The 25,016-nt window shown below is 53.0% G+C and carries 20 protein-coding genes, 1 tRNA gene and 1 pseudogene; 20 read left to right on the forward strand and 2 right to left on the reverse strand.

Annotation, left to right across the window (positions count from 1 at the left end; all coding sequences use genetic code 11):
* The 10 genes from HMPREF9473_RS11050 to HMPREF9473_RS11095 all read left to right on the forward strand — a co-directional run.
* A partial coding sequence (locus tag HMPREF9473_RS11050; RefSeq protein ID WP_006780193.1) for an oxaloacetate decarboxylase subunit alpha occupies positions 1-1,373 on the forward strand: 1,373 nt, incomplete at its 5' end.
* 238 nt (positions 1,374-1,611) lie between these two features.
* Entirely contained in the window at positions 1,612-3,744 is a 2,133-nt protein-coding gene (locus tag HMPREF9473_RS11055; RefSeq protein ID WP_006780194.1) for an SH3 domain-containing protein, read from the forward strand.
* Between the two features lie 57 nt (positions 3,745-3,801).
* Positions 3,802-5,511 (forward strand): cadherin-like beta sandwich domain-containing protein, encoded by a 1,710-nt coding sequence (locus HMPREF9473_RS11060; protein WP_006780195.1) that lies wholly within the window; start codon positions 3,802-3,804, stop codon positions 5,509-5,511.
* A gap of 130 nt (positions 5,512-5,641) precedes the next feature.
* The gene (locus HMPREF9473_RS11065) at positions 5,642-6,022 is read left to right on the forward strand and encodes a GntR family transcriptional regulator (protein ID WP_006780196.1); all 381 of its coding nucleotides are present in this window, start codon (positions 5,642-5,644) and stop codon (positions 6,020-6,022) included.
* Between the two features lie 40 nt (positions 6,023-6,062).
* The gene (locus HMPREF9473_RS11070) at positions 6,063-6,653 is read left to right on the forward strand and encodes a UvrB/UvrC motif-containing protein (protein WP_006780197.1); all 591 of its coding nucleotides are present in this window, start codon (positions 6,063-6,065) and stop codon (positions 6,651-6,653) included.
* Entirely contained in the window at positions 6,646-7,683 is a 1,038-nt protein-coding gene (locus HMPREF9473_RS11075; RefSeq protein WP_006780198.1) for an ATP--guanido phosphotransferase, read from the forward strand. Before HMPREF9473_RS11070 ends, HMPREF9473_RS11075 begins: the two co-directional genes overlap by 8 nt.
* An 18-nt stretch (positions 7,684-7,701) precedes the next feature.
* Positions 7,702-10,161 (forward strand): ATP-dependent Clp protease ATP-binding subunit, encoded by a 2,460-nt coding sequence (locus tag HMPREF9473_RS11080; RefSeq protein WP_006780199.1) that lies wholly within the window; start codon positions 7,702-7,704, stop codon positions 10,159-10,161.
* A 194-nt stretch (positions 10,162-10,355) separates the two neighbouring features.
* Positions 10,356-10,775, forward strand: a complete 420-nt coding sequence (locus tag HMPREF9473_RS11085) for a hypothetical protein (protein WP_006780200.1) — start codon at positions 10,356-10,358, stop codon at positions 10,773-10,775.
* A gap of 60 nt (positions 10,776-10,835) precedes the next feature.
* Positions 10,836-12,197, forward strand: a complete 1,362-nt coding sequence (gene radA / locus HMPREF9473_RS11090; RefSeq protein WP_006780201.1) for a DNA repair protein RadA — start codon at positions 10,836-10,838, stop codon at positions 12,195-12,197.
* Between the two features lie 107 nt (positions 12,198-12,304).
* A tRNA-Trp gene (locus HMPREF9473_RS11095) sits at positions 12,305-12,375 on the forward strand.
* Between the two features lie 146 nt (positions 12,376-12,521).
* On the opposite strand, the gene HMPREF9473_RS26180 is transcribed toward HMPREF9473_RS11095, so the two are convergent.
* Entirely contained in the window at positions 12,522-13,799 is a 1,278-nt protein-coding gene (locus HMPREF9473_RS26180; RefSeq protein ID WP_006780202.1) for a hypothetical protein, read from the reverse strand.
* 399 nt (positions 13,800-14,198) lie between these two features.
* Here HMPREF9473_RS26180 and HMPREF9473_RS11105 point away from each other — a divergent pair, with 399 nt between their 5' ends.
* From HMPREF9473_RS11105 to HMPREF9473_RS11125, 5 genes and pseudogenes are all read left to right on the forward strand, one after another.
* Positions 14,199-14,819 carry a 5-formyltetrahydrofolate cyclo-ligase gene (locus HMPREF9473_RS11105; protein WP_242830839.1) on the forward strand — a complete coding sequence of 207 codons (621 nt, stop codon included), beginning with the start codon at positions 14,199-14,201 and terminating at the stop codon, positions 14,817-14,819.
* A 262-nt stretch (positions 14,820-15,081) separates the two neighbouring features.
* Positions 15,082-15,325 (forward strand): annotated as a pseudogene (locus tag HMPREF9473_RS11110) (HPr family phosphocarrier protein).
* Between the two features lie 105 nt (positions 15,326-15,430).
* Positions 15,431-17,809 (forward strand): ATP-dependent DNA helicase, encoded by a 2,379-nt coding sequence (locus tag HMPREF9473_RS11115; RefSeq protein WP_006780206.1) that lies wholly within the window; start codon positions 15,431-15,433, stop codon positions 17,807-17,809.
* Between the two features lie 194 nt (positions 17,810-18,003).
* Positions 18,004-18,561, forward strand: coding sequence for an RNA polymerase sigma factor (locus HMPREF9473_RS11120; protein WP_006780207.1), 558 nt, complete (start codon positions 18,004-18,006; stop codon positions 18,559-18,561).
* Positions 18,558-19,331 (forward strand): hypothetical protein, encoded by a 774-nt coding sequence (locus HMPREF9473_RS11125; protein WP_006780208.1) that lies wholly within the window; start codon positions 18,558-18,560, stop codon positions 19,329-19,331. The genes HMPREF9473_RS11120 and HMPREF9473_RS11125 overlap by 4 nt, the downstream gene beginning before the upstream one ends.
* Positions 19,332-19,335: 4 nt before the next feature.
* Here HMPREF9473_RS11125 and HMPREF9473_RS11130 read toward each other — a convergent pair whose 3' ends face one another.
* Positions 19,336-20,211, reverse strand: coding sequence for a LysR family transcriptional regulator (locus HMPREF9473_RS11130; RefSeq protein ID WP_006780209.1), 876 nt, complete (start codon positions 20,209-20,211; stop codon positions 19,336-19,338).
* Between the two features lie 214 nt (positions 20,212-20,425).
* Here HMPREF9473_RS11130 and HMPREF9473_RS11135 point away from each other — a divergent pair, with 214 nt between their 5' ends.
* The 5 genes from HMPREF9473_RS11135 (at position 20,426) to HMPREF9473_RS11155 (ending at position 24,901) form a co-directional block, all read left to right on the forward strand.
* Positions 20,426-21,007 (forward strand): sigma-70 domain-containing protein, encoded by a 582-nt coding sequence (locus HMPREF9473_RS11135; RefSeq protein WP_006780210.1) that lies wholly within the window; start codon positions 20,426-20,428, stop codon positions 21,005-21,007.
* Positions 21,004-21,615 (forward strand): histidine phosphatase family protein, encoded by a 612-nt coding sequence (locus HMPREF9473_RS11140; RefSeq protein ID WP_006780211.1) that lies wholly within the window; start codon positions 21,004-21,006, stop codon positions 21,613-21,615. Before HMPREF9473_RS11135 ends, HMPREF9473_RS11140 begins: the two co-directional genes overlap by 4 nt.
* 134 nt (positions 21,616-21,749) lie before the next feature.
* A complete protein-coding gene (locus tag HMPREF9473_RS11145; RefSeq protein WP_006780212.1) occupies positions 21,750-23,126 on the forward strand; it encodes a [FeFe] hydrogenase, group A in 1,377 nt (458 codons plus the stop codon).
* A 103-nt stretch (positions 23,127-23,229) separates the two neighbouring features.
* Positions 23,230-23,571 carry a PadR family transcriptional regulator gene (locus HMPREF9473_RS11150; protein ID WP_006780213.1) on the forward strand — a complete coding sequence of 114 codons (342 nt, stop codon included), beginning with the start codon at positions 23,230-23,232 and terminating at the stop codon, positions 23,569-23,571.
* Complete coding sequence (locus HMPREF9473_RS11155; protein WP_034858317.1) at positions 23,564-24,901, forward strand: FtsW/RodA/SpoVE family cell cycle protein; 1,338 nt, start codon at positions 23,564-23,566, stop codon at positions 24,899-24,901. The genes HMPREF9473_RS11150 and HMPREF9473_RS11155 overlap by 8 nt, the downstream gene beginning before the upstream one ends.
* Positions 24,902-25,016 lie beyond the last annotated feature (115 nt).

Below are 25,016 nucleotides of genomic sequence, written 5' to 3' on the forward strand. Positions count from 1 at the left end.
CCGTCCTTCGTGACGCTCACCAGTCTTTAATCGCAACCAGAATGACGACAGAGCAGATGCTGCCAATCGTCGACAAGATGGATAAAGTTGGTTATCATGCAGTGGAGTGCTGGGGCGGCGCGACCTTTGACGCGTCCCTGCGTTTCCTGAAGGAAGACCCATGGGAGAGACTGAGAAAGTTAAGAGCCGGATTTAAGAACACCAGACTCCAGATGCTGTTCCGTGGACAGAACATTTTGGGCTACAACCACTATGCGGACGACGTGGTAGAGTATTTCGTACAGAAATCCATCGCCAACGGAATTGATGTCATTCGTATTTTCGACTGCCTGAATGATATCCGCAACCTGGAGACAGCTGTGAAGGCATGTAATAAAGAAAAGGGCGAGGCCCAGATCGCTCTGTGCTACACCCTGGGAGATGCCTACACCCTGGATTACTGGAAAGATATCGCTAAGAGAATCGAGGATATGGGAGCGGATTCCCTGTGTATCAAGGATATGGCAGGACTTCTGACTCCGTACAAGGCAGAGGAGCTGGTAGGCGCGCTGAAGGCGTCCACCAAACTTCCGATTGACCTGCATACCCACTATACATCCGGTGTGGCTTCCATGACCTACTTAAAGGCCGTAGAGTCAGGCTGTGACATTATCGATACGGCGATGTCACCGTTTGCCCTGGGTACCAGCCAGCCGGCTACCGAGGTTATGGTAGAGACCTTCCGCGGAACACCGTATGACACAGGCTTTGACCAGAATCTTCTGGCTGAGATTGCCGATTACTTTGCTCCGATGAGAGAAGAGGTATTGAAAAATGGCCGCCTGAATCCGAAGGTGCTTGGCGTAAACATCAAGACTTTACAGTATCAGGTGCCTGGCGGTATGTTGTCCAACCTGATTGGCCAGCTGAAAGAGGCGGGCAAGGAAGACAAGTACAAAGAGGTTCTGGAGGAAATTCCGAGAGTTCGTAAGGACTTCGGCGAGCCGCCGTTAGTAACCCCGTCTTCCCAGATTGTAGGTACTCAGGCTGTTATGAATGTCATCAGCGGCGAGCGCTACAAGATGGTTCCGAAGGAGTCCAAGAAGATTATGCTTGGCGAGTTCGGTCAGACGGTAAAACCGTTCAACCCGGAGGTACAGAAGAAGATTATCGGCGACGAGACACCAATCACATGCAGACCGGCCGATTTGATTCCACCGCAGCTGCCGCAGTTCGAGAAAGAATGCGCCCGCTGGAAACAGCAGGATGAGGATGTCTTATCCTACGCTCTGTTCCCGAAGGTAGCGGAAGAGTTCTTCAAATACAGAGAAGCACAGCAGACCAAGGTAGACCCTGCCACCGCGGATACGGCGAACAAGGCTTATCCGGTATAAATAAAAGAAGAGAAGAGCCATGGGAAGTTTCCTGTGGCTCTTTTTATGTAAATAACTGTTGGAAGATGTGGGAAAATGTAGTATAATTTGTAACAGGGTATTTTTAAGATAATCTTACAAAACTGGCAATTATTTGAAGTTTTTCTCTTTTTATTGACGGGGGATTGAATTATCCTTATAATGGGTAATATGTCATAATATGTAAAATAACGATGAAACGTGTACTGGAGAACGACACATGAGAAAAATGAGATACAAACATGGCCTGGCGATGTTTATGGCTATGTTGTTGGTTATAAATGCATGTCTATTTTACGTCAAGCCGTCTATGGAGAGCTTCGCCTATACGGCGCGCTCGGCCACCATCAACGCTTCCAATCTGAATGTGCGAAGCGGTCCGGGTACTACATATTCCGCTATTACAAAGTTATCGCAGGGAACGGCAGTCACAGTTGTCGGGGAGAAGACCGCGTCCAACGGCGCCCTGTGGTATGAAATCAGGTTCAGCGGCACAAACGGTGCGGAGACCACCGGCTACGTGCTGAATACCTACGTGAAATTCCCCGTCTCCTACCAGACCTCAGCGGATTTTGAGGCGTATCTGACGGCTCAGAAATTCCCGGACAGTTATAAGGATGGACTGCGGCAGCTTCACGCCCAGTATCCCAACTGGGTCTTCACCGCCCACCACACCAATCTGGACTGGAACACCGCGGTGGACAATGAGAGTGTAGTAGGACGAAACCTGGTGGCGACCGGAAGCGTTTCCTCGTGGAAATCCATCGCCGACGGCGCTTACGACTGGGACGCCAGCAAATGGCCCGGATTCGACGGCAGCAACTGGGTGGCGGCATCCAGAGACATTGTAGCCTACTATATGGACCCAAGGAATTTTCTGGATGATACCTATATCTTCCAGTTTCTGCTTCAGAGCTACGACAGCTCCGCCCACACGGCGGCAGGTCTGGAAACCATGGTGAAGGGAACCTTTCTGGAGAGCACGGCAAGCGGCGGGGGAAGCCCCTCCGGAGGGAGCAGTCCAGGAGGCACAAGCTCCGGCGGCTCTTCAAGTGTAGGGCCAGGAGGCGTATCCTCCGGCACGGACAAGAACAACAGCGGCAGTTCCGGAGGCGCCAGCGGCGGACCGGGAACTTCCATCAATAGTAATGAGGTAAAACTGGAGGCGCCAGGCGCTTCCATCAGCAGCAAGGACAGAGACCGCCTGATGGTTGCCCTTGGACCGGGAATGACAGGTGGGCCGGGAAGCGTCGGCTCCGGAAGCAGTCCTTCCTCCGACGGCTCCGGCAGTGCGCCTCTTTCCGGCAGCAGTTCCTACGTGGACATTATCATGAATGCAGGCGCCCAGTCGGGAGTGAATCCCTACGTGCTGGCGGCCATGATTCTCCAGGAGCAGGGCAAGGGAACCAGCGGGCTGATATCCGGCACCTATTCCGGATACGAGGGCTACTATAACTTCTTCAACGTGGAAGCTTACCAGTCCGGCTCCATGAGTGCCATCGAGAGAGGGCTCTGGTACGCGTCCCAGTCCGGCACCTACGGCCGGCCCTGGAATTCCGTGGAGAAATCGATTCTCGGCGGAGCGCAGATATATGGGGAGACCTACGTAAAGGCGGGACAGAACACCTTTTATTTGAAGAAATATAACGTACAGGGAAGCAATCTCTACAAGCACCAGTACATGACCAACGTGCAGGGAGCGGCCTCCGAGGGCGCCATCTACGCCAAGGCATACAGCAGTGAACTGAAGAACACGGCGCTGGAGTTCCGGATTCCGGTTTACAACAACATGCCGGCTGCGGCCTGCGCGAAACCGACCCAGGATGGCAGCCCCAACAACAAGCTGGCAGGGCTTGGCGTAAATGGATTTGCATTGACGCCGACCTTCAACAAGGATACCACCTCCTACAACCTGATTGTGGATACGTCCGTATCCCAGGTAACCATCAATGCGGCAGTCATTGATTCCACCGCGTCCGTAAGCGGCGCCGGAACCGTGAACCTGCAGGGAGGCGGCAACGATATCACCATAGCGGTGACGGCACAGAACGGTTCTGTGAGAAATTATGTGATTCATGTGGTTCGTCAGCAGAATGGACCGACCAATGACGGAAGCGTCAATTCCGGAATCACGGGCAACAGCCCAGGCACCAGCCCAGGCACCAGCAGTCCGGGTGGAAATACCGGAAGCAGCGGCACTGGCAGTCCGGGCGGCAGTCCCGGAAACAGTGGCGGCAGCGGCACCAGCAGTCCGGCGGCTGGTTCCACCGGCGGTCCGGGAGCCAGCAGTGGTTCCGGCTCCTCGACAACGAACAGCGGCCCGGGCGGCAGTGACATTGTCATCATCCCGTAAGGGGAGGCCCGGACAGGAGCAGTTTCAGTGGATAACATGGATATAACAGGAGATATTATGAAAATTAAAATGAGACAGTTTTTATCAAGTGTGGTAATCGCCGCCGTCATGGCGGTTGTGATGCCGCTCGGAACGGTGACTTCCTATGCGGCCACCGAGGGGCGGATAGCATTTTCCGATAAGACAGCTTCCGTGGGAAGCGAAGTTGAGATTAATATGAAGGTGACAGTGAGCGGGAACGGGGCGTTGAACAATGCCACGGTGGTGCTTTCCTATGACAGCTCCACGCTGCAGTTCATCAATGGAACAGGCGCCAGCGGCGGTGCGGGTACCGTCCGCATTTCCGTGGGCGGAGATACCGCGGATGCCAAGGAGCTGTCATCTACCCTGAAATTCAAGGCGATTCAGGCTGGCGCCTCCAAGATATCCGTCAATACCCAGGAGGTATACGATTCGGAAAACCAGGTCGTGAACATCAGCCAGCTGGGCAGTTCCACCATCACGGTGCAGGCGCCGGAAAATGCGTCCACCGAGGCGGCGCTGGCGAATCTGCAGGTGTCTCCGGGCACGCTGACGCCGGCATTTTCCCCGGATGTGTTTGTGTACTCGGCAAGCGTTGACGCCGATGTGAGCAAGATTACCGTCGATGCCCCGGCAAAGGATGAGAAGGCTTCCGTTGTTCTCTCCGGCAATGAGGATTTACAGCCTGGGGAAAACCAGGTGGTGTGCCGGGTTGTGGCGGAGGACGGAGCTACGGTCAAGGAGTATGTGATTACCGTGACCCGTGCAGGTGGAGACGCGGCAGGCACAGAGGTGCCGTCAGGCTCTATCGCGGTGGAGACACCGGCCAAGACCGTGACCATTATCCCGCTGGATGAAGGGGTGACGATTCCGGCAGGCTTTGCGGAATGCACGATTAAGATTGACGGACAGGATGTACAGGGCTGGATTTGGGCGACAGATACGGAGCACAAGTACTGCGTCTTCTACGGAATGAATGAAGCGGGCGAGAAGGGATTCTACCGTTATGATTTGGCGGAGAAGACCATGCAGAGATATTTCCAGGATCCGGCTGCTGAGACGAACGTGTCCATGGAGGATTACGCGAAGCTGGCGGAAGAGCACAACTCTCTGCTGGAGGATTACAAGCTGCGTCTGTATATTATTGTTGGTCTGGGTGTTGCGGCGGCGCTGCTGCTGATTATTGTGATTGTCCTTCTCTCCACCAGAAGAAGAGGCGGCGGGGATGACGAGTACACCAACTATGAAGAAAAATTAAATGATAAGAGGGAGCCTATCCGCCGCGCGGCGGAGGGACTGCCAAGCCAGAGAGCCAGAATCCAGGCGGAGAGGCTGGAGGAGGAACCGGTGAGGGAACCCGTAAGGGAGCCAGCCAGGGAGCGCGTCAGAGAGACGCCGAGGGTGGAGAAACCTGTGGTTCCTGAGGAAGAGCCGGTACCGGCATCCACTCAAGGTCCGACGAAGCAGACCACCTTTGTGCCGAAACCAATTGTGACTGTTTCGGCGGTTCAGAGGACGCAGAGACCTCCGTCACCGGAGCCTGCATCCCAGATGGAACCGGTTCGTCAGCCGGCGCCGCAGTCACAGCCACAGCCGGCGCCACAGTCAAGGCCGCAGCCTAAACCGCAGCCACAGCCGGCTCCGCAGTCTAGGCCACAGCCAAAACCACAGCCGGTTCAACCGCCGACCTTCGGTTACCAGGTGGACGATGACGATGATGAGTTCGAGGTACTGGATTTAGATTAATAAGCAACAAGCAGGGCTGTCAAAGCGATTTGGCAGCCCTTTCCTGTGGAAGCTAGAAAGAAATATCTTGACGGAATTCCATTCTTGTTATAGAATCACTATAACAGGTATAACGAAAGATGGTGAAGGTATGGTATTAACAATTGATTTTAACAGCGATGAAGCAATTTATATCCAGCTCAGGAACCAGATTATCCTGGAGATAGCCATGGAGAGAATCCATGAAGGGGATTCCCTGCCCTCTGTCAGGCAGCTGGCAGACAACATCGGAATCAATATGCACACGGTGAACAAAGCCTATTCCGTGCTGCGTCAGGAGGGCTTTGTGAAGCTGGACCGCAGAAAAGGGGCGGTCATCTGCCTGGACGTGGATAAGCTGCAGGCCTTAGAGGAGATGCGGCAGCGTCTGGCCGTGGTGCTGGCCACCGGCATCTGCAAGGATATCAGCCGGGAGGAAGTGCACCAGATTGTGGACGAAATTTATGACATTTTCCAGAATGGAGGAAAATAGACTGGTAACAGCCACCAAATATCAGAGATGGAGGAGCCTTATGTTATGCGAGAGATGTAAGATTCGGGAAGCGAATATTCAATATACGGAAGTGATTAACGGTGTGAAGACAGAGCACCATTTCTGCGCCCAGTGCGCAAAAGAGATGGATTTTGGAGCTTATTCCGCCATATTTGACGGGGAGTTTCCGCTTGCCAAGCTGCTGTCCGGGCTTTTGGGGGCGGAGGCGCCCACGGAGCGCCAGGACAAACGCCAGAAGATTGTGTGCCCCACCTGCGGTTTAAGTTATGAGGAGTTTGTGAAGGACAGCTGTTTTGGCTGTGCTGACTGCTACGGGGTGTTTGACGTGCTGATTAATGAGAATATCAAGCAGCTTCAGGGCAGTGACTGCCACAAGGGCAAACGGCCTGTGTACCAGCGCGGGAGTGCTCCGGAGGATAAGGTGGAGGAGACGGCGGGAGTTCACAGCTCCGTGGAGGAAGAAATGCGAAGCCTGGAAATCCGCCTGCGGGACGCCATCCGTCTGGAGGAGTACGAGATAGCCGCCCAGTGCCGCGACAGAATCCGGGAGTTGAAGCAGACCGTGGATACCCACGAAAATACGGAAAAAGGGGAGGAGACCAATGCGTAGATGGTTTGAAGAGATAGAGACGGGGAAACCCAATATCATTTCCAGCCGCATCCGTCTGGCACGGAACTGGAGCGAATACGTATTTCCTTCCAGATTGAGCGCTGAGGCCAGCGCCGAGGTGGTGGAACGGCTTCACCGGGGGCTTTCGGACCTTGGGGAGCTGGATGACAGAACCTATGTGTATGCCGGCCTTGACGAGCTTTCGGAGTTGGACCTTAGGGCCCTGAAGGAGCGGAGAATCCTGAATTCCTCTATCCTGGCAAAGAAATCCCCGGTGGGACTGCTGTTGTCGGAGAAGGAGGATGTGAGCCTGGTACTCAACGGGACGGACCATATCCGTCTTCAGGTGTTGTCGGCAGGCATGCATTTAAACGAGTGTTATCAGACGGCGGAGCGGATTGACGACTATATCAATGCCAGATTTCCCTACGCCTTCGACGATAAATATGGCTATCTGACCTCATTTCCAACGAATGTGGGGACGGGTCTTCGGGCGTCGGTTATCATCCACCTGCCATCCCTTTCCCTGGGCAAAAAGTTCGGAAGCCTGCTCTCGGACATGAGCCGTTTTGGCGTGTCGGTGAAGGGTGTATACGGGGAGGGCCGGGAAAATTACGGCGCCCTCTACGAGATATCCAACCAGACCACCATGGGGCGGACGGAGAAGGAACTGATCGAGCTGGTGGCGAGAGTGGCCGGCCAGTTGAACGACCAGGAGAACCAAGTCCGCCAGATGGCGTTAGAAAGCCACAGGCTGGAGCGGGAGGATGAGGTATATAAATCCTATGGCGTGTTAAAATATGCCAGAAGGCTCAGCATGAAGGAGGCCCAGACCTTCCTATCCCAGTTGATGGCGGGTGTCGCCGACGGGATACTGGAGCTTTCGGAGCCATGCCCGGTATACCGGCTGATGCTGGGGATTCAGACGGCCAATTTACAGAAATTATCGGACAGACCTCTTGACAAGGAAGAGCTGGATATGGTGAGAGCCGCCTATCTTCGCAAGGAGCTGCCGGAGATTAAGGACTAGATTGAGGAGGAAAACAACATGACAGATAGATTTACGGCGAAAGCCAAGGAGGCCATCAGTCTTGCCGTGGACGTGGCGGAGGGCCTGGGCCACAGCTATGTGGGCACCGAGCATCTGCTGCTGGGACTGATACAGGAGGGGACAGGCGTTGCCGCCAGAGTCCTGGAGGAGTGCGGCGTCAAGGAAGAGAAAGTGATGGATTTGGTGAGCCAGCTTATCACCCCCAACCAGTCGGTGCGGGTGTTGGAGCCGAGCAGCTACACTCCAAGCGCCAGACGGGTGCTGGAGAACAGCTACAAGGAGGCGGTGCGGTTCAAAGCCCAGCTGATCGGCACGGAGCATCTGCTGATAGCCATCATCCGGGAAAATGACTGCGTGGCGTCACGTCTTCTCAACACCATGGGAATCAGCATCCAGCGTCTCTATGTGGACTTGCTGGCGGCTATGGGGGAGGACGCCCCCACCATGCGGGAGGAGCTGGCCAACGCCAGAACCTACAAGGGAAAGGCCAACACACCGACCCTGGACAGTTACAGCCGGAACCTGACCGAGCTTGCCAGGGAAGGGAAGCTGGACCCGGTGATTGGGCGGGAGCAGGAGATTCAGCGTCTGATTCAGATTCTGAGCCGCCGTACTAAGAATAACCCCTGTCTGATTGGGGAGCCGGGCGTTGGAAAGACCGCCGTGGTGGAGGGACTGGCCCAGCTGATTATCGAGGGCAATGTGCCGGAGACCATCGCCAGTAAGCGGGTGGTAACTCTGGATTTGTCCGGCATGGTGGCCGGCTCCAAGTACCGGGGCGAGTTTGAGGAGCGGATTAAAAAGGTGCTGGCCGAGGTGATGGAGGACGGCGAGGTGCTGCTGTTTATCGACGAGATTCACACCATCATCGGCGCGGGCGGCGCGGAGGGGGCCATTGACGCCTCCAACATTTTAAAACCGTCCCTGGCCCGTGGGGAGATTCAGTTAATCGGAGCCACCACCATCGAGGAGTACCGGAAGTATATTGAGAAGGATTCGGCTCTTGAGCGGAGATTCCAGCCGGTGACGGTGGAGGAGCCGTCGGAGGACGAGGCATTTGCCATCTTAAAGGGACTTCGCGGACGGTATGAGGAGCATCATCACGTGAAGATTACGGATGAGGCGCTGAAGGCGGCTGTGAAGCTGTCGGCCCGCTACATTAATGACAGATTCCTGCCGGACAAGGCCATCGATTTGATTGACGAGGCGTCCTCCAAGCTGCGTCTCACCAGCTTTGTGGAGCCGGAGGAGATCAAGAGCCTGGAGCAGGATATTGTGAACCTGGAGAGACAGAAGGAGGAGGCCATCAAGGCTGAGGCCTACGAGAAGGCCGGGGATATCAAGAAGAAACAGGCGAAGAAGCAGGAGAAGATTGAGAAGCTGCGTGACAAGTGGCAGAAGGATAAGACTACCAGAAAGCTGGTGGTGAGTGAAAATGAAATCGCCGACGTGGTGTCCGGCTGGACCAAGATTCCGGTGCGGAAGCTGGAGGAGGAAGAGTCCGAGCGTCTGCGCCAGCTGGAGGGAATCCTCCATGAGCGGGTGATTGGCCAGGAGGAGGCGGTTTCCGCGGTGGCCAGGGCTATCCGGAGAGGCCGTGTGGGCCTTAAGGACCCGAAGCGTCCGATTGGCTCCTTCCTGTTCTTAGGGCCTACTGGCGTGGGAAAGACGGAGCTTTGTAAGGCATTGGCGGAGGCCATGTTCGGCACGGAAAATGCCCTGATCAGGGTCGATATGTCGGAGTATATGGAGAAGCACAGCGTCTCCAAGATGATTGGCTCCCCGCCAGGATATGTGGGCTACGAGGAGGGCGGCCAGCTAAGCGAGAAGGTGCGCCGGAATCCTTATTCCGTGATTCTGTTTGATGAGATTGAGAAGGCCCATCCGGATGTCTTCAACATTCTCTTACAGGTGCTGGACGACGGCCATATCACCGACGCCCAGGGGCGGAAGATTGACTTTAAGAATACCATTTTAATCATGACCTCCAACGCGGGGGCGGAGAATATTATCTCGCCGAAGCGTCTGGGCTTTGCGTCGGTGGACGACAAGAACGAGCGGTACCGCTTCATGAAGGAGCGGGTGATGGAAGAGGTGAAACGCCTGTTCAAGCCGGAGTTTTTAAACCGGATTGACGAGATTATCGTCTTCCACCCGCTGACGAAGGAGAACATGAAGGATATCGTTTCCATCATGCTGGAGGTGATCCGGAAGCGGACGAAGCAGCAGATGGATATCGCCATCCAGGTGACCGACGACGGCAAAGAATTCCTAATTGAGAAGGGCTATGACGAGAAGTACGGGGCGAGACCGCTTCGGAGAACCATCCAGAGCCAGGTGGAGGACAGACTGGCGGAGAAAATCCTGGATGGGGAGATTCATTCCGGCGACGAGGTGGAGATAACCAAGGCGGATGAGGGGCTTCACTTTGAGGCGAAAACATTGCTTAAGAAGTAATTAAGAAGTGATAAAATGTCTAGCCATTTGAAACAGTTTAGTGTATAATCTAGATAAACCCAAGGGGCATGCCGTTCTGGTTTCTGCCCCGCGGGGAAGATGCGCCAAGCGCAGATAAAGAGTGCAGAATCAAGGGGATTTGCACGACGGCCTGTAAAGGATAAGCGAGAACAATATACTAGGAGGGCAAACAAATGCCGGTAATTGAAGAATTAATCCGTTCCGAGTCAGACGGAAGCATCAGTTTTGGTAACTACAAGCTGGATAAGAAATCCAAGTTGGAGAACTTTGAGCATAATGGGGACTTATATAAGGTGAAAACCTTCTATGAGATTACAAAATTGGAGAGAAACGGCATGTTTGTCTATGAGTCCGTTCCAGGCACCGCGGTGGAGCATTTTGAGGCGGCGGACTGGGGCGTGGAGTTCCTGGTGGAGAGCGATAAGGATGCCCAGATTACCGTGCAGCTGGAGGATGACGTGGAGTATGCGGTCACCGTTGACGGCGTGTCCGTAGGCGGGATGAAGACCAATATGAGCGGCAAGTTAAATGCCAGCGTGGAACTGAACGAAGGAGTTCCGGTACAGGTCCGGATTGTGAAACGGGAAGAATAAGAAGAATAGAAGAGGGGCTGGCAGACCTGCCAGTCCTTTTTTGGAGCTTGGAGGTCATATATGGCGAAAGCGAAGGCAACCGCGTTTTTCTGCAAGGAGTGTGGTTATGAGTCTAGCAAATGGATGGGGCAGTGCCCCGGATGCCGGGAGTGGAACACGTTTGTGGAGGAGCCGGTGGGAAAAAAGGAGCCGGTGTCAGGGCGGAAGACACCGCTGGTGAAGATCAAGCCCTCCCGGATCGAGGAGATTAATATTGAGGAGCAGGACAGAATCCGGACCGGGTATCCGGAGCTTGACCGGGTACTGGGAAGCGGCATTGTGGCCGGTTCTTTGATGCTGGTGGGCGGCGACCCCGGAATTGGCAAATCCACCCTGCTGTTACAGGTATGCCGCAATCTGGCGGCCCAGGGGCAGAAGGTGCTCTATATCTCCGGTGAGGAGTCCTTAAAGCAGATTAAACTGCGGGCGAACCGCATCGGGGAGATCACCGGGGCCCTGCTGTTTCTGTGTGAGACCAATCTGGATGTGATTCAGGGGACCATCGAGGAGGAGAAGCCGGACGTGGTGGTGATTGACTCCATTCAGACCATGTTCCGGGACGAGGTGTCCTCGGCCCCGGGCAGTGTGAGCCAGGTGCGGGAGTCCACCAACCTGCTGATGCAGATCGCCAAGGGCCAGGGCATCGCTATCTTTATCGTGGGTCATGTGACGAAGGAGGGCGTGGTGGCCGGGCCTAGAGTGCTGGAGCATATGGTGGATACGGTATTGTATTTTGAGGGGGAGAGAAATGCCTCCTACCGGATACTGCGGGGCGTGAAGAACCGGTTTGGCTCCACCAATGAAATCGGCGTGTTTGAGATGCAGGAGGCCGGGCTTGTTGAGGTGGCCAACCCGTCGGAGTATATGTTAAGCGGCCGGCCGGAGGGGGCCTCAGGGGCCGTGGTGGCCTGCTCCCTGGAGGGAACCAGACCCATCCTTTTGGAAGTCCAGGCATTGGTCACCCAGACGAACTTCGGTATGCCAAGGCGGACGGCGGCCGGTACGGACTACAACCGGGTCAACCTGCTGATGGCGGTGCTGGAAAAGCGCTGTCACTTTGAGATGTCCCGCTACGACGCCTACGTCAACATTGCCGGCGGCATGAAGATGAACGAGCCGGCCCTGGACTTGGCCATCGTGATGGCGCTGGTGTCCAGCTTGAAGGACCGGCCGGTGGACGCCAAGACCATTATCTTCGGCGAGGTGGGACTCTCCGGTGAGGTCCGGGCAGTCTCCATGGCGGACCAGCGGGTCTACGAGGCGGTGAAGCTGGGCTTCGACACCTGCGTCCTGCCCCAGATCAGTCTGGACAAGATGAAGAAGACGGATAAGATACGGCTGGTAGGGGTGAAGAACATCCGGGAGGCCATTGCGCTGTTATAGGTATCAAGTACGAATTGTGTCAATTTTTTGAAAAATTTTCTCCAAAAATGTTGACACTGCTCTATTATTATGGTATTATACTCAGGCATGCGAAAATAACGCATCGAAGGGGAATAGTTCAATGGTAGAGCAACGGTCTCCAAAACCGTAAATGGGGGTTCGAGCCCCTCTTCCCCTGCTTGAAGAAACAGACAAAAAAGACGGCCAAAGTCCTTATTAAAAAGGGGTTGGCCGTCTTTCTTTGTTTCATGGCTTTTTGTTCCATTCATAATGATACATCTCCAAGCATTTTTCGCCCTGTTCTTCATAAACGCTTTTATATGCCTACTTTGTTGTCTGCGTTCTGGTGATATCAAAGGCTATGGTATCACTACCATAAGATATCATTTGTATTTTATACCCGTCAAAGTCTAAATAGACAGCGCCATAATAATTACGCGCCGGATATCCTTTGGAAATCAGTTCCTCCGCATATGCTTTGCTTTCTTCATTGGACGTAAATACCCAGCTGGGTGCGTCTTTGATCACGTCTTGAATGCAGCCGCCAAATTTCTTTTGTGCCCAGCTGCCCTTTGGATAAGCAAAACAGGATACCTTTAAAGCCATATTGTCCTCTGTATAAGAGACCTTATAATGTGTCTTTTCATATGTTAAACTACCACCAAATGTTTGACTTCCTGTTTCTCTATATTTTGCATTATTTTCTTCACGTGAATGCGTCAGTAAATCACAGGCAATCAAATCAATTCCATCTTTGTTATATATTCCATCCTGGCTCTGCATATTCTCGGACTGGCGCAAGTCATCTATTCCAACATATCCTTGATAACCTTCATTCATAAGAAATACTTTATCGGTACAGTACCAACGCATACTTAATTTATAATCGCCGCTGTCTACCTTCCACCATACACTATCCAATATATCAGGAATTCTACTTTTTAGTTCGAATCCCATGTCTCTTAACAATGCGTCCTTTTCTATTGTGTCGGCAACTCCGTCTCCATTTGCTTGATGATTTGGATAGTAAAACTTTAATAACCATGTATGATTCAGATCAGTACGGCTTGGAGAAACCGTTAAAGAGGAAGCCCGTTCGGAGTATAAAGGCGAAGTCTTTTCATAGTTTATGCCAGAGTATGTCACTTCAAATCCATTTGCGTAAGTTACAATCTTGTCATATCCATATTGTGAGCTTTCAGACACTTCACCGTATTTGGCATTTTCCCCACGGGTATGCATAATCATCTCCATGGCAATTTTATTGACGCCATAGTGATCATAGACATTGTCTTCCAAATTTGTTGTTATACTGCCTTTTGAATTATCATGTTCTGTTTCGAATCTTTGAGTCTGTATCACGCCAGTAACTGTCCAAGCACCATTATCGTTAACGGTATAACCATCCGGTGTTGTGGTATTGGTCAACAAATAGCCGTCAGCACCGAAGTAATAGCATTCCGCCACACCATCCTGATTTCCGTCGATCCACTGCCAGGTATTTGCCGGGTGCGTGCCGTTATCCTCCTGCCACTTCCAGCCGGTCGTGTCCTGTGTCCACTGTCCTGCCAGTGCCGTCATGCTCATGGACGCTGTCATCATGATTGCCGCAAAAAACTGTAATCGTGTTTTTTCTTTTCATAAGGTATTTCTCCTGTTCGATATTGGTTATTTAACTACATTTTATCGCTATTATTCGATTATTTCAATAGCTGAAATAAAACAATCCTTTTTTAGTACTGTAATATGTGGTTGGACTCATGCAGCTGGGTGATACATTTGAAATTACATTGTCACAGTTCTAGAAGATCGTTGTGGGGCAAGCTTGAAAAGGTAATTATTTGATGCTATAATTTAGTTTCTAAAGGAGACTAAAATAGTCTTGTGTTACATCTCCAAATAACGCTTGTAGCAGTAGACCGGAATTCCAGAAACAGCATGGAACAGCAGAGGAGGTAATTGTAGTACCTGGGTACTATAAGGAGGCGAAATGGTTTGAATATGGAAGACAATCAGCAGGAAAACCGTTCTGACGGTTTGGATATCATAGCAGCCAAACGCTGTCTCCGTCAGGAGATCAAGGAGCGGCTGAAGACATTGACGGAGGAGGAATGCCAAAAGGCGGACCGGGAGATAGGGGAGCGGTTGTTTGGGTTGGAAGCGTGGCGGGAGGCGGACGTGGTCTTTTGCTATGTCAGCACCGGGCGGGAGGTCGACACATCGACTATTATCGCCCGCGCCCTGGAGGAGGGAAAACGGGTAGGGGTTCCTCTCTGCACCGCCCCGGGAGTGATGGAGGTGCGGCAGATTGAGGGGGCGGAGTCATTGATTCCCGGTCTCTATGGAATACCGGAGCCGAAGCGGGACTGTCCCCTGATTGACCCGGAGGAAATCCATCTGGCTGTGGTTCCGGGGCTGTCCTTCACGGCGGACGGATTCCGGCTGGGGTACGGCGGTGGTTATTATGACAGGTATCTGCCCCGGGTAAGCGGCCTGAAACTGGCTCTCTGCCGGGAAAAATGCTTAAGCAGCCAGCTGCCAACGGAGCCCCACGATATGCCGATGGACGGTGTTCTCACAGAACATTCGACATGGATTTCATTTCATAGTGTAAAAGTATGATATTTTTCACTAAAATTTACGGATTTTTAGAAACACTGTGACGGGAAACGATATAGAAAATAGCGTAATTTTTCAAAATCATAAACTGATGACATCCAAAATCACTAAAAGAGAGCACAAAATCTGGGCGGTTCACATAAAAAATATACAACAAATTGTTGATTTTCGGGCCATGAAACGAAATTTGACATATTGGCCCAATCATGATATAAATAATTCAGCACCTTTGAAATGGTTTGTTTTGTAAAGAAGGAGTGATATGATGAAACAGAGAAGAATTATGTTGCCGACCCTTGAAGATGCGAAGGAGTTTGTTGCAGAGGCTTCCAAGTGCGATTTTGATATTGACTATTTTTTATAATCGAGTAGTGATAGATGCAAAGTCCATTTTGGGAGTATTGAGCTTAGACTTAACTCGAGTGCTGACCGTAGAATACAACGGGAACAACGAGGACTTCGAGGCTTATCTCGACACCAGGGCGGCAGGAAAAATGACAGCAGCGTAGTACTTGAAGAAAAAGAGGGAATTGTAAGAATACTTACAGTTCCCTTTTTTCGTATCTTCTTATATAATGGTAGAAGACGAAATGAGCGCAGAGGAGGAACCCGTGATGGCGGATGAAAAAACATGTATCAGAATATCGGTCCGCAATCTGGTGGAGTTTGTCTTAAGCTCAGGCGATATAGACAACCGGCGGACCTCCGGGGCGGAGAAGGACGCCATGCAGGCGGGGAGCAGAATCCACCGGAAGATTCAGAGGCGGATGGGGGCCAACTACCAGGCGGAGGTCACCATGAAGCATGTGGTGGAGGCCGACGAGTTTCAGATTGCGGTGGAAGGGCGGGCCGACGGCGTGATCAAGGAACTGACCGGCGGCGTCACCATCGATGAGATTAAGGGCGTCTATATGGATATCGGCCACCTGGAGGCGGCCATCCCGGTTCACCAGGCCCAGGCCATGTGCTATGGGTATTTTTACTGTTATGACAATCAGCTGGATGTCATTACCATCCAGGTGACTTACTGCAATATCGAGACGGAGGAAATCAGGCGGTTCCAGGTGGACAAAACCTTTGAGGAACTGGAATTCTGGTTCCAGGGACTGATTCACGAGTATTTGAAATGGGCCACCTACCTCTACCAGCACGGCATCCGGCGGAAGGAGTCGTTGAAGGAGCTGGATTTCCCCTACCCTTATAGAGAGGGGCAGAAGGAGCTGGCGGTGTCGGTGTACCGCTCCATTGCCCGGGGGAAGAATCTGTTTATCCAGGCGCCCACGGGCGTGGGAAAGACGTTGTCCACCGTGTATCCGGGACTGAAAGCCATGGGGGAGGGGTACGCGGAGAAGCTGTTTTATCTGACGGCTAAGACCATCACCAGGAGTGTGGCGGAGGAGACATTTACCATTTTACGGGAACATGGGCTCTATTTCCGGACGGTGACGATTACGGCAAAGGAGAAATTGTGCTTTCTGGAGAAGCCGGAGTGCAACCCGGACGCCTGTCCCTACGCGAAGGGGCATTACGACAGGGTCAATGACGCGGTGTATGAGATTATCCACCGGGAGTTCGGCATCACCAGGGAGACGGTGCTTTCCTACGCCATGAATTACCAGGTGTGTCCCTTTGAATTCTGTCTGGATATCACTAACTGGGTGGACGGGATTGTCTGTGATTACAATTATGTGTTTGACCCCAATGTGAGGCTGAAGCGGTATTTCGCCGAGGGAGTGCCGGGGGGCCGTTACCTGTTTCTGGTGGACGAGGCCCACAATCTGGTGTCCCGTGCCAGGGAAATGTTCAGTGCCCAGGTGATAAAAGAGGATTTCCTGCTGATGAAGAAGCTGCTAAAGGGCCGTTCGCCCAAGCTGGTGAACTTGTCGGAGCGGTGCAACAAAATGCTTCTGGAGATGAAGCGGGAGTCGGACGGCTATGTGATACGGGAAAGTATCAACCTGTTTGTCCAGGCGCTGATGACGCTGTTTGGGGAGCTGGAGACCTTCATGGAGGAGAACCGGGAATTCCAGGACAGGGAGCAGGTGCTGGATTTTTACTTTGAGGTACGCAATTTCCTGGGGATTTTCGACCGGGTGGATGACAATTACCGGGTTTACACGGAAATGCTGCCAGACGGCAGATTTATGCTGCGCCTGTTCTGCATCAATCCGGCCAGGAATCTGGCGGAGTGTCTGGATAAGGGGCAGAGTACGGTATTTTTCTCGGCGACACTGCTGCCGGTGCAGTATTATAAGGAGCTGCTCAGCGGGAATCTGGAGGACTATGCTGTCTACGCGGAGTCGCCATTTCCAAAGGAGAACCGTCTGCTGATGGTGGCCTCCGATGTGAGCAGCAAGTATACCAGGCGGAATCAGCGGGAGTATGAGAAAATCGTGTTCTATATCAAGGAGACTGTCCGCGGACGGGAAGGCAATTATATGGTATTCTTTCCCTCCTACCAGTTTTTGCGGGAGGTGGAGGAGGTATTAAACGCCATGCCGGAGGAGGAGAGGACCTTCCACTGGATTGCCCAGGAGAGCAAGATGAGAGAGCAGGAACGGGAGGCATTTCTGGAGGAGTTTGAAAGCTTCGGACAGGGACAGTCCGGGACGCTGGTGGCCCTGTGCGTCATAGGCGGCGTGTTCTCGGAGGGGATTGATTTGAAGGAGGACCGGCTCATCGGCGCCATCATCGTGGGAACCGGCCTGCCCATGGTCTGTACGGAGCAGGATATTCTAAAGAACTACTTTGATGAGAAAGAGAAGCAGGGCTTCGACTTTGCCTACCAGTATCCGGGCATGAACAAAGTCATGCAGGCAGCCGGCCGCGTCATCCGCACCATGGAGGACAAGGGGATTATCCTGCTGTTAGATGAGCGCTTCCTGCGAAACGATTACCAAACCCTGTTCCCCAGGGAGTGGGGCGAGTATTATGTGGTAAACCGTGGCTGCGTGGGGCAGGCGGTGGAAGATTTCTGGAATGGGGTGTCATAGGGGAGAGATATGTTGGGAGAGGTGTCATTGCCATGGCTGGTATGGTCAGTTATGGGATGGCACTTTTTTCATAATTAGAACGTTTTATGCAACGCTTTGCACTGATTTTCCGACTATATAGGTAGAAAGCGGCACAACCATCCGCTTCGCAAAGCCGGCCGGAAGGGCGGCAATTCATGCAAAAGAGGTGAACGATGAACAATCAGGAAATTATTGAATTATTCTGGCAGCGCTCGGAGCGGGCGATTACGGAGACAGCCGCCAGATTTGGCGTTTACTGCCGTTCCATCGCCTGGAACCTGCTGGGAAACCGGGAGGATGTGGGGGAATGTCTCAATGACACCTGGCTGGCGGCCTGGAATCAGATACCGCCGGACCGCCCCCGGAATCTCGCCATCTATCTGGGGAGGATTACCAGAAACATCGCTCTGGACCGCTATGACTACTATCATGCAAAAAAGCGGGACTGCCAGATGAGCCAGCTGCTGTCGGAACTTCAGGAATGTACCGCGGCGGTGGACAGTGCGGAGCAGGTGTATGTGGCAGGGGAGGCATCCCGGCTCATTAGCCGATTTTTGCGGGAGCAGGAGCCGGAGAGGCGGACCGTCTTTATCCGCCGATACTGGTATGGAGATTCCATCCGCACAATTGCAAAGAATACGAAAACCAGTGAGAGCTATGTCAAATCCCTGCTGTTTCGCATGCGCAAATCGCTTCGGGAATATCTGGAGCAGGAAGGAGTGAGTATATGAATCCGAGGGAATTGTTTTTGGAAATCGGGGAAATTGACGAGGAACTGATAGAGGAGGCTATAGGGGCTGACCGGGACATGAGGTTGTCACAGCGCCACCGGACGCCAAATCGCCCAAATCGCCATTTATTATCTCATAAAAAAGGAATCACGGCCGCCGCGGCTGTCCTGATTATCGTCCTGGCCACCGTAACCTGGTCGGGAGGATTTACCGCCCTGGCATCCAGAATCAGCAATTACATCAGTGGAATCGTCCGAACGCCCGATGATGTGACGGATTTGGGCTCCGCCGGCTCTCTGAATATAGGAAGAGTGGATGGTCTGGACGAGACACTTTGCAAATACTACACCTCTTTTCAGGATATGGAGAAGGATTTGGGGCTGAATCTGTTGGAATACAGCGAGCCCTATGAGCTGACTATGGGAGGAAAGGCACGGCCAATTCTGTTACAATATTTTGACTACAATGAATCCGCCTCGATTTCCGTTCCGGTCACCATCACGGAGGAGGATGGCAGTTCCTACACCTTCTCCTACGAGATGGACTTCCTGACGGGAAACGATGGACGGCTGGGAACGTTCGGATTTGCGGGAGAGGTGGAGATGGAACTGGAGACCTACCCCCACCCCAATCTGGATGTCCCCGTGGCGCTGGTCCGCCAGTCAGACGGCTACGCCAACGCCTGCTTTATCTATGAGAATGTCCGATATTCCATCCTTGGAATCCGGAATGAGGAAACACTGAAAGACATAGTGGAAAAATTAAAATAATTTATCACAAAATATCCATAAACTGTCTGGCCGCCTGGGAAATGGGCAGATTCTCATTGAAGGCTACCACAATCTGTCTGGCGGGCAGATCCTGTTCCAGTTTCAGCACGAAGAGGTCTCTGTCATCTTCCGGGATGCAGAAATCCGGGACAAAGGCAATGCCTAAGCCGATGCGGGCCAAATCAATCAGCAAATCATTGCTGCTGAGCTCGATCTCCGGAACCAAATCCAGCTGTGATTTCTGGAACATGGCGTGGAGGAATTCGCTGGTGGTGCTCTTGCGGTCCAGCATCAGGATGGGGTAGGGCTGGAGTTCCAGCAGGCTCATCACCTTATCCTGAAGCGGGAAATATTCCCGGTTGGCGACAAACACGTCCCGGAACTCCCTGAGAACCCGGGGCGTGTGGGCGGTTGAGAGGGCGGAGTTGGGGTGGTTGATAATGATAAAGTCAACCTGCCCGTGCTCCAGCAGTCTGGCGCACTCGATGGAGGTCTGGTTCGTCACCTTGATATGGACATGGGGATACATCTTATGGAACTGGTTTAAGTAAGGCAGCAGGTAATACCGGCAGATGGTGTCGCTGGCACCGATGCGCAGCTGGCCGCCGTTTAGGGTGTTAGCCTCCAAAAGCTGGTTCTCCCCCTGCTTGATCAGATTCATGGCCGGCTCAATATGTTTAAACAGAATCTCCCCCTCCGGTGTCAGCTGGACCCGCTTGGTGCTGCGGATAAACAGCGTCTGGTTCAGCTTCTTCTCCAGCACCTTGATAGACTGGCTGACCGCGGACTGGGAGATAAACAGCTGCTTGGACGCCTCCGAAAAACTCAGCGTGACAGCCACGTGGTAAAAGACCTTGTACAGTTCATAGTTGATATCCATTATTAGCCCTCCTTATAACTAAGATAATCCTATCACATTAACTGATGGATTGCAACAGGCTGGATGGGGAAAAAACCATTTACTGGCAGAGACGGGCGTGATATACTATCATTGCGCCGTGGACAGACAAAGACCGGAGATGCATTGGAATGACATCACGGCCAGGCACAATCCAGGTGCATTCAGGAAATAAGGAAAAGGAGTAACAAAAGGAATGAGTGAAGATATCTATCAGTTATACCTTGATGAAATAGAAGCCATCCCGCCCTGTGATATGGCGGAAAATGCCGCGCTGTCGGTCTCGCTGTCGGCGGGGGACGAGCTGGCGAAGAAGCGGCTGGTGGAGGGAAATTTAAAGACGGCCCTCACCCACACAAAGGAGTATTTAAATCGCGGCGTGACCGTCAACGATCTGATTCAGGAGGCCAACATGGCGCTGATGCTGGCTGTGGAGAGCTACGGCGCCCTTGCCGCCGCCAGGATGGCGGAGACCGGAATGGAAGGGCAGGAGGCCCATCTGGTGGAGGGCGCCTTCGAGCAGTATCTGGGCCTGAAAATCAGAGAAGCCCTGGATGCCGCCGTAGAAGCCCAGGCTGCCGAGTCGAAGGTGGAGGAGGAAATGCTGGCAAGAGTCAACGTGATGAAGGATATTTCCCAGACCATGGCGGAAGAACTGGGGAGAGAGGCGACCGTTGAGGAGCTGGCAGAGCGGCTGAAGATGACGGTGGAGGAAGTGAAGGACATCATGAAGCTGACGCTGGACGCAATGACATTGAATGGAGAGTACGAGGAATGAACATCTATTTCATCCGCCACGGACAGACCGACTGGAATATAGCGGGAAAGATACAGGGAAGCACAGACATTCCCTTAAATGAGACGGGCCGCCGCCAGGCCCAGTACCTGGCTGACGGCATGAAGAGCAGACCGGTAGTCAGGATTTTTTCCAGCGCCCTCGGCCGGGCCCTCGAGACGGCCGGCGCGGTGGGCGCGGCGCAGCAGGTGGCAGTAGAGCCCATCGACGGCCTGGAGGAAGTAGGCTTTGGCCAATGGGAGGGTATGAGTTGGGACGAAATCATGGCCCAATACCCGGAGGAGTACCGGCGCTGGTGCCTAAACCCGGTGGAAGTATCGCCGCCCGGCGGTGAGCTTCAGGGGGAAGTCTGGCTCCGCTGTAAGAAAGCCATGGACACCATCCTTTCAAAAGCGGCGGAGACGAAGGGTGACATCGCGGTGGTATCCCACGGGGCCACCCTGGCTTACATCATCCAGTATCTGATGCGGGAGCACCCTCTGGAGGAGGAGCTCATCGTGCACAACGCCAGCATTACCACTGTCACGTACAGCCCGCTGACTGACGACTTTGTACTTGTGGATATGAATAATACGGAGCATCTGCATTGAGCAGCCGGCCCGGAAGCGTGAGGAGATTGTTATCGACATCATTCTTCCGGGTTTTTTATTGACAAAAATTGTCAAATATGTTAATATCAGTAATAGTTACTAATATTAGAATGAACGAAAGAAGAGGGACTTTTATGAGCAAACACTTATTTGCGGATATCCGTGTGCCCATTGAGCAGGATAATCCATCCATTATGAGACACGAGGAGCGCTGCATCAAATGCGGCCAGTGCAAGCAGGTCTGCCGGGATATGATAGGGGTGGAAGGCCATTACCAGATGTGGAAGACCGGGGACACCGCCATCTGTATCCACTGTGGCCAGTGTGCCAATGTCTGTCCGGTTGACTGTATCACGGAAGTGCCGGAGTGGCAGAAGGTTCAGGAGGCCATCGACGATAAGGACAGCATCGTGATATTTTCCACCTCCCCGTCCGTCCGCGTGGCGTTGGGAGAATCTTTTGAGATGGAGCCTGGAAGTTTTGTGCAGGATAAGATGGTGGCACTGCTTCGTGCGCTGGGAGCCGACTACGTGCTGGATACCAACTTCTCCGCCGATTTGACCATTATGGAGGAGGCCAACGAGCTGATCCGCCGGATTCAGAGCGACAACATTCCCATTCCCCAGCTGACCAGCTGCTGCCCGGCCTGGGTGAAGTTTGTGGAGACCTTCTATCCGGAGTTCAAGGAGAATCTGTCCACATCGAAAAGCCCCATCGGCATGCAGGGGCCGACAATCAAGACTTATTTTGCCAAGAAACAGGGGCTGGACCCGAGAAGGATTGTCAATGTGGCCGTGACGCCCTGTACCGCCAAGAAATTCGAAATCCGCAGGGAGGAGATGTGCGACGCCGGAAAAGAGCTTGGAATCCCCGGAATGCGGGATATGGACTATGTGATTACCACCAGGGAGCTGGCCGAGTGGGCAAAATCGAGAGGGATTGATTTCACCGGGCTGAAACCGGAGCGGTATGACAGTCTGATGGGAGAAGCGTCCGGCGCCGGCGTCATTTTCGGCAATACGGGCGGCGTGATGGAGGCGGCAGTCCGCACGGCCTACGCGGTGCTCACCGGCGAGCCGGTTCCGGAGAATTTGCTGAAACTGGAGGCAGTCCGCGGCATGGAGGGAATCCGGGAGGCGTCTCTGACCATCAACGGCATCAAGCTGGATATCGCCGTGGTGTACGGCACGGCCAACGCAAGAATCCTGCTGGACAAAATAAAGGCGGGCGAGAAGTTTTACCAGTTCATCGAAGTGATGACCTGCCCGGGCGGATGCATCGGCGGTGGCGGCCAGCCGAAGAATATCCTGGCGGACGGCGATGAAATCAGAAGGAAGCGAATCAGCGGCCTCTACCGGAAGGACGAGAGCATGAAGCTGCGCCTCTCCCACGAGAATCCGGAGATTACCCAGGTGTATGACGAGTTCTATGAAACTTCGGGAAGTGAGAAGGCGGAGCGCATGTTACATACCGCCTACATTGACAGAAGCGGGGATTTGAATCAGCAGTAACGGCTGAGAGATTGCCGTTGACAGGCAGCGTCCATTGTGATAGTATGTAGATAGTCGATATATAGATTATCTATATAGTATCACAAGAAAGGAGAAGCTGCAAATGGCGATTGACAAGAGTCTTGTTTCCGGCAGCACCGGGATGCTGCTTTTGAAAATGCTGTCGGAAAAGGAAATGTACGGATATGAGATGATTGAGACGCTGGAGTCCAAGTCCAACCACGTCTTTGAGCTGAAGGCGGGGACGCTGTATCCTCTGCTTCACTCTATGGAGTCCCAGAATCTGCTGACCTCCTACGAGCAGGAGACCGGCGGCAAAAAACGGAAGTATTACAAAATCACGAAAGAGGGCAGAAAAGCCCTGGGAAAGAAGCAGCAGGAGTGGAAGGAATATTCCGAGGCCGTGATGCAGGTGTTGGGAGGTGTCAGCTTTGGAAATGCGTGAATATCTGGACACCTTAGTGGAGCAGATTCGTTTTAAGAAAGCAAGGGAACTGGTGGAGGAAGAGGTGAAAAGCCATATCGAGGACCAGATGGAAGCATACCGGGCCCAGGGCATGACGGAGGCGGAAGCTGAAGAAAGGGCCGTCCGCCAGATGGGAGACCCGGTGGAGGCCGGCGTGGCGCTGGACAGAGTTCACCGGCCGGGGATGGACTGGCGGCTTGTGGGACTGATCGCCTTTTTGAGTCTGGCGGGACTGGCGGTTTTGTACGTCCGGTGCGGACAGAATGGGGATTACGCCGGGTTCTGGAAACAGTGCATCTACATTGGAGTTGGTTTTCTCCTGATGATGGCGGTCTGTCTGATGGATTATAGCGCGGTGGGGAAATATGCGGTTCCCATGTGGTGCGGACTCGGCGCGCTGATTCTGATTGCGGCAGTATCCGGACCGATGGTAAATGGCGCCCGGTATTACATCCGGTTGAGCAGCTTCCATATGGAGATAAAGAATTACATCTATCTCTATGTGCCCATTTATGCCGGAATCCTGTACCGCAGCCGCGGCGGCGGATATTTGTCGCTCATCAAATGCGGACTGTTTCACGTCGCGGCCATGCTGGTAAGTCTGATGGCCGTCACACTTCCCATCTGCCTCGACGTGACCGCCGTCTGCCTGATTCTCACCTCCATTGCTATCTGGAACGGATGGTTCGCGGTGAGAAGGAGAAATGCCTACGCCCTGCTAGGCCTGTCGGTCTTATCCGTGCCGGCCCTGCTGATGGGATTCGGACTTTGGAGAATGTATCCCTATCAGATCAGGCGGATTCAGGCAATTTTGAATCCTTATAAGGATTCAAACGGAGCCGGCTACCTCCCCTCCATCATCCGGGAGACATTAAAAAACGGCTCCTTGCTGGGGCAGTCCGGCGAGCCGGTGGCGGATGTATTAAAGGGTGTCAACACAGACTATGTGCTGACCCATCTGGTATCCACCTACGGATATCTGGCGGCAGTGTTCCTGGTGATCCTGTTTGCGTTGCTTCTGCTTCACATTTTCCACGCCCTGTCCCGTCAGAAGAACCAGCTGGGCCAGATGATAGGGCTGGGCTGCGGCTTCGTATTTGCCCTTCAGCTGTTTCACGGTGTGATGCTGAATCTGGGAATCGGTTTTATGACTGTGGGAATCCCATTTCTCTCCAACGGCCAGAGCGTGACCATAGCGGCCTATCTTCTGATGGGTATGCTGCTCAGCATTTACCGGTACAAAGATGTCGCCGTGGACAAAAAGGCTTCCTATCAGAAAAAATACCGGATTCGCATCGAGAAAATTTGAGCGTAACTGCCGGTTTCGACATTAAATAAACAAATCTAATAAATGCCATAAGATATATTAATTATACTTATTGATATGTCTTATGGTATTATTATATTCAGGGGGATGGGGAAAC

Source organism: Hungatella hathewayi WAL-18680 (genome assembly GCF_000235505.1).
Taxonomy (GTDB): domain Bacteria; phylum Bacillota; class Clostridia; order Lachnospirales; family Lachnospiraceae; genus Hungatella_A; species Hungatella_A hathewayi_A.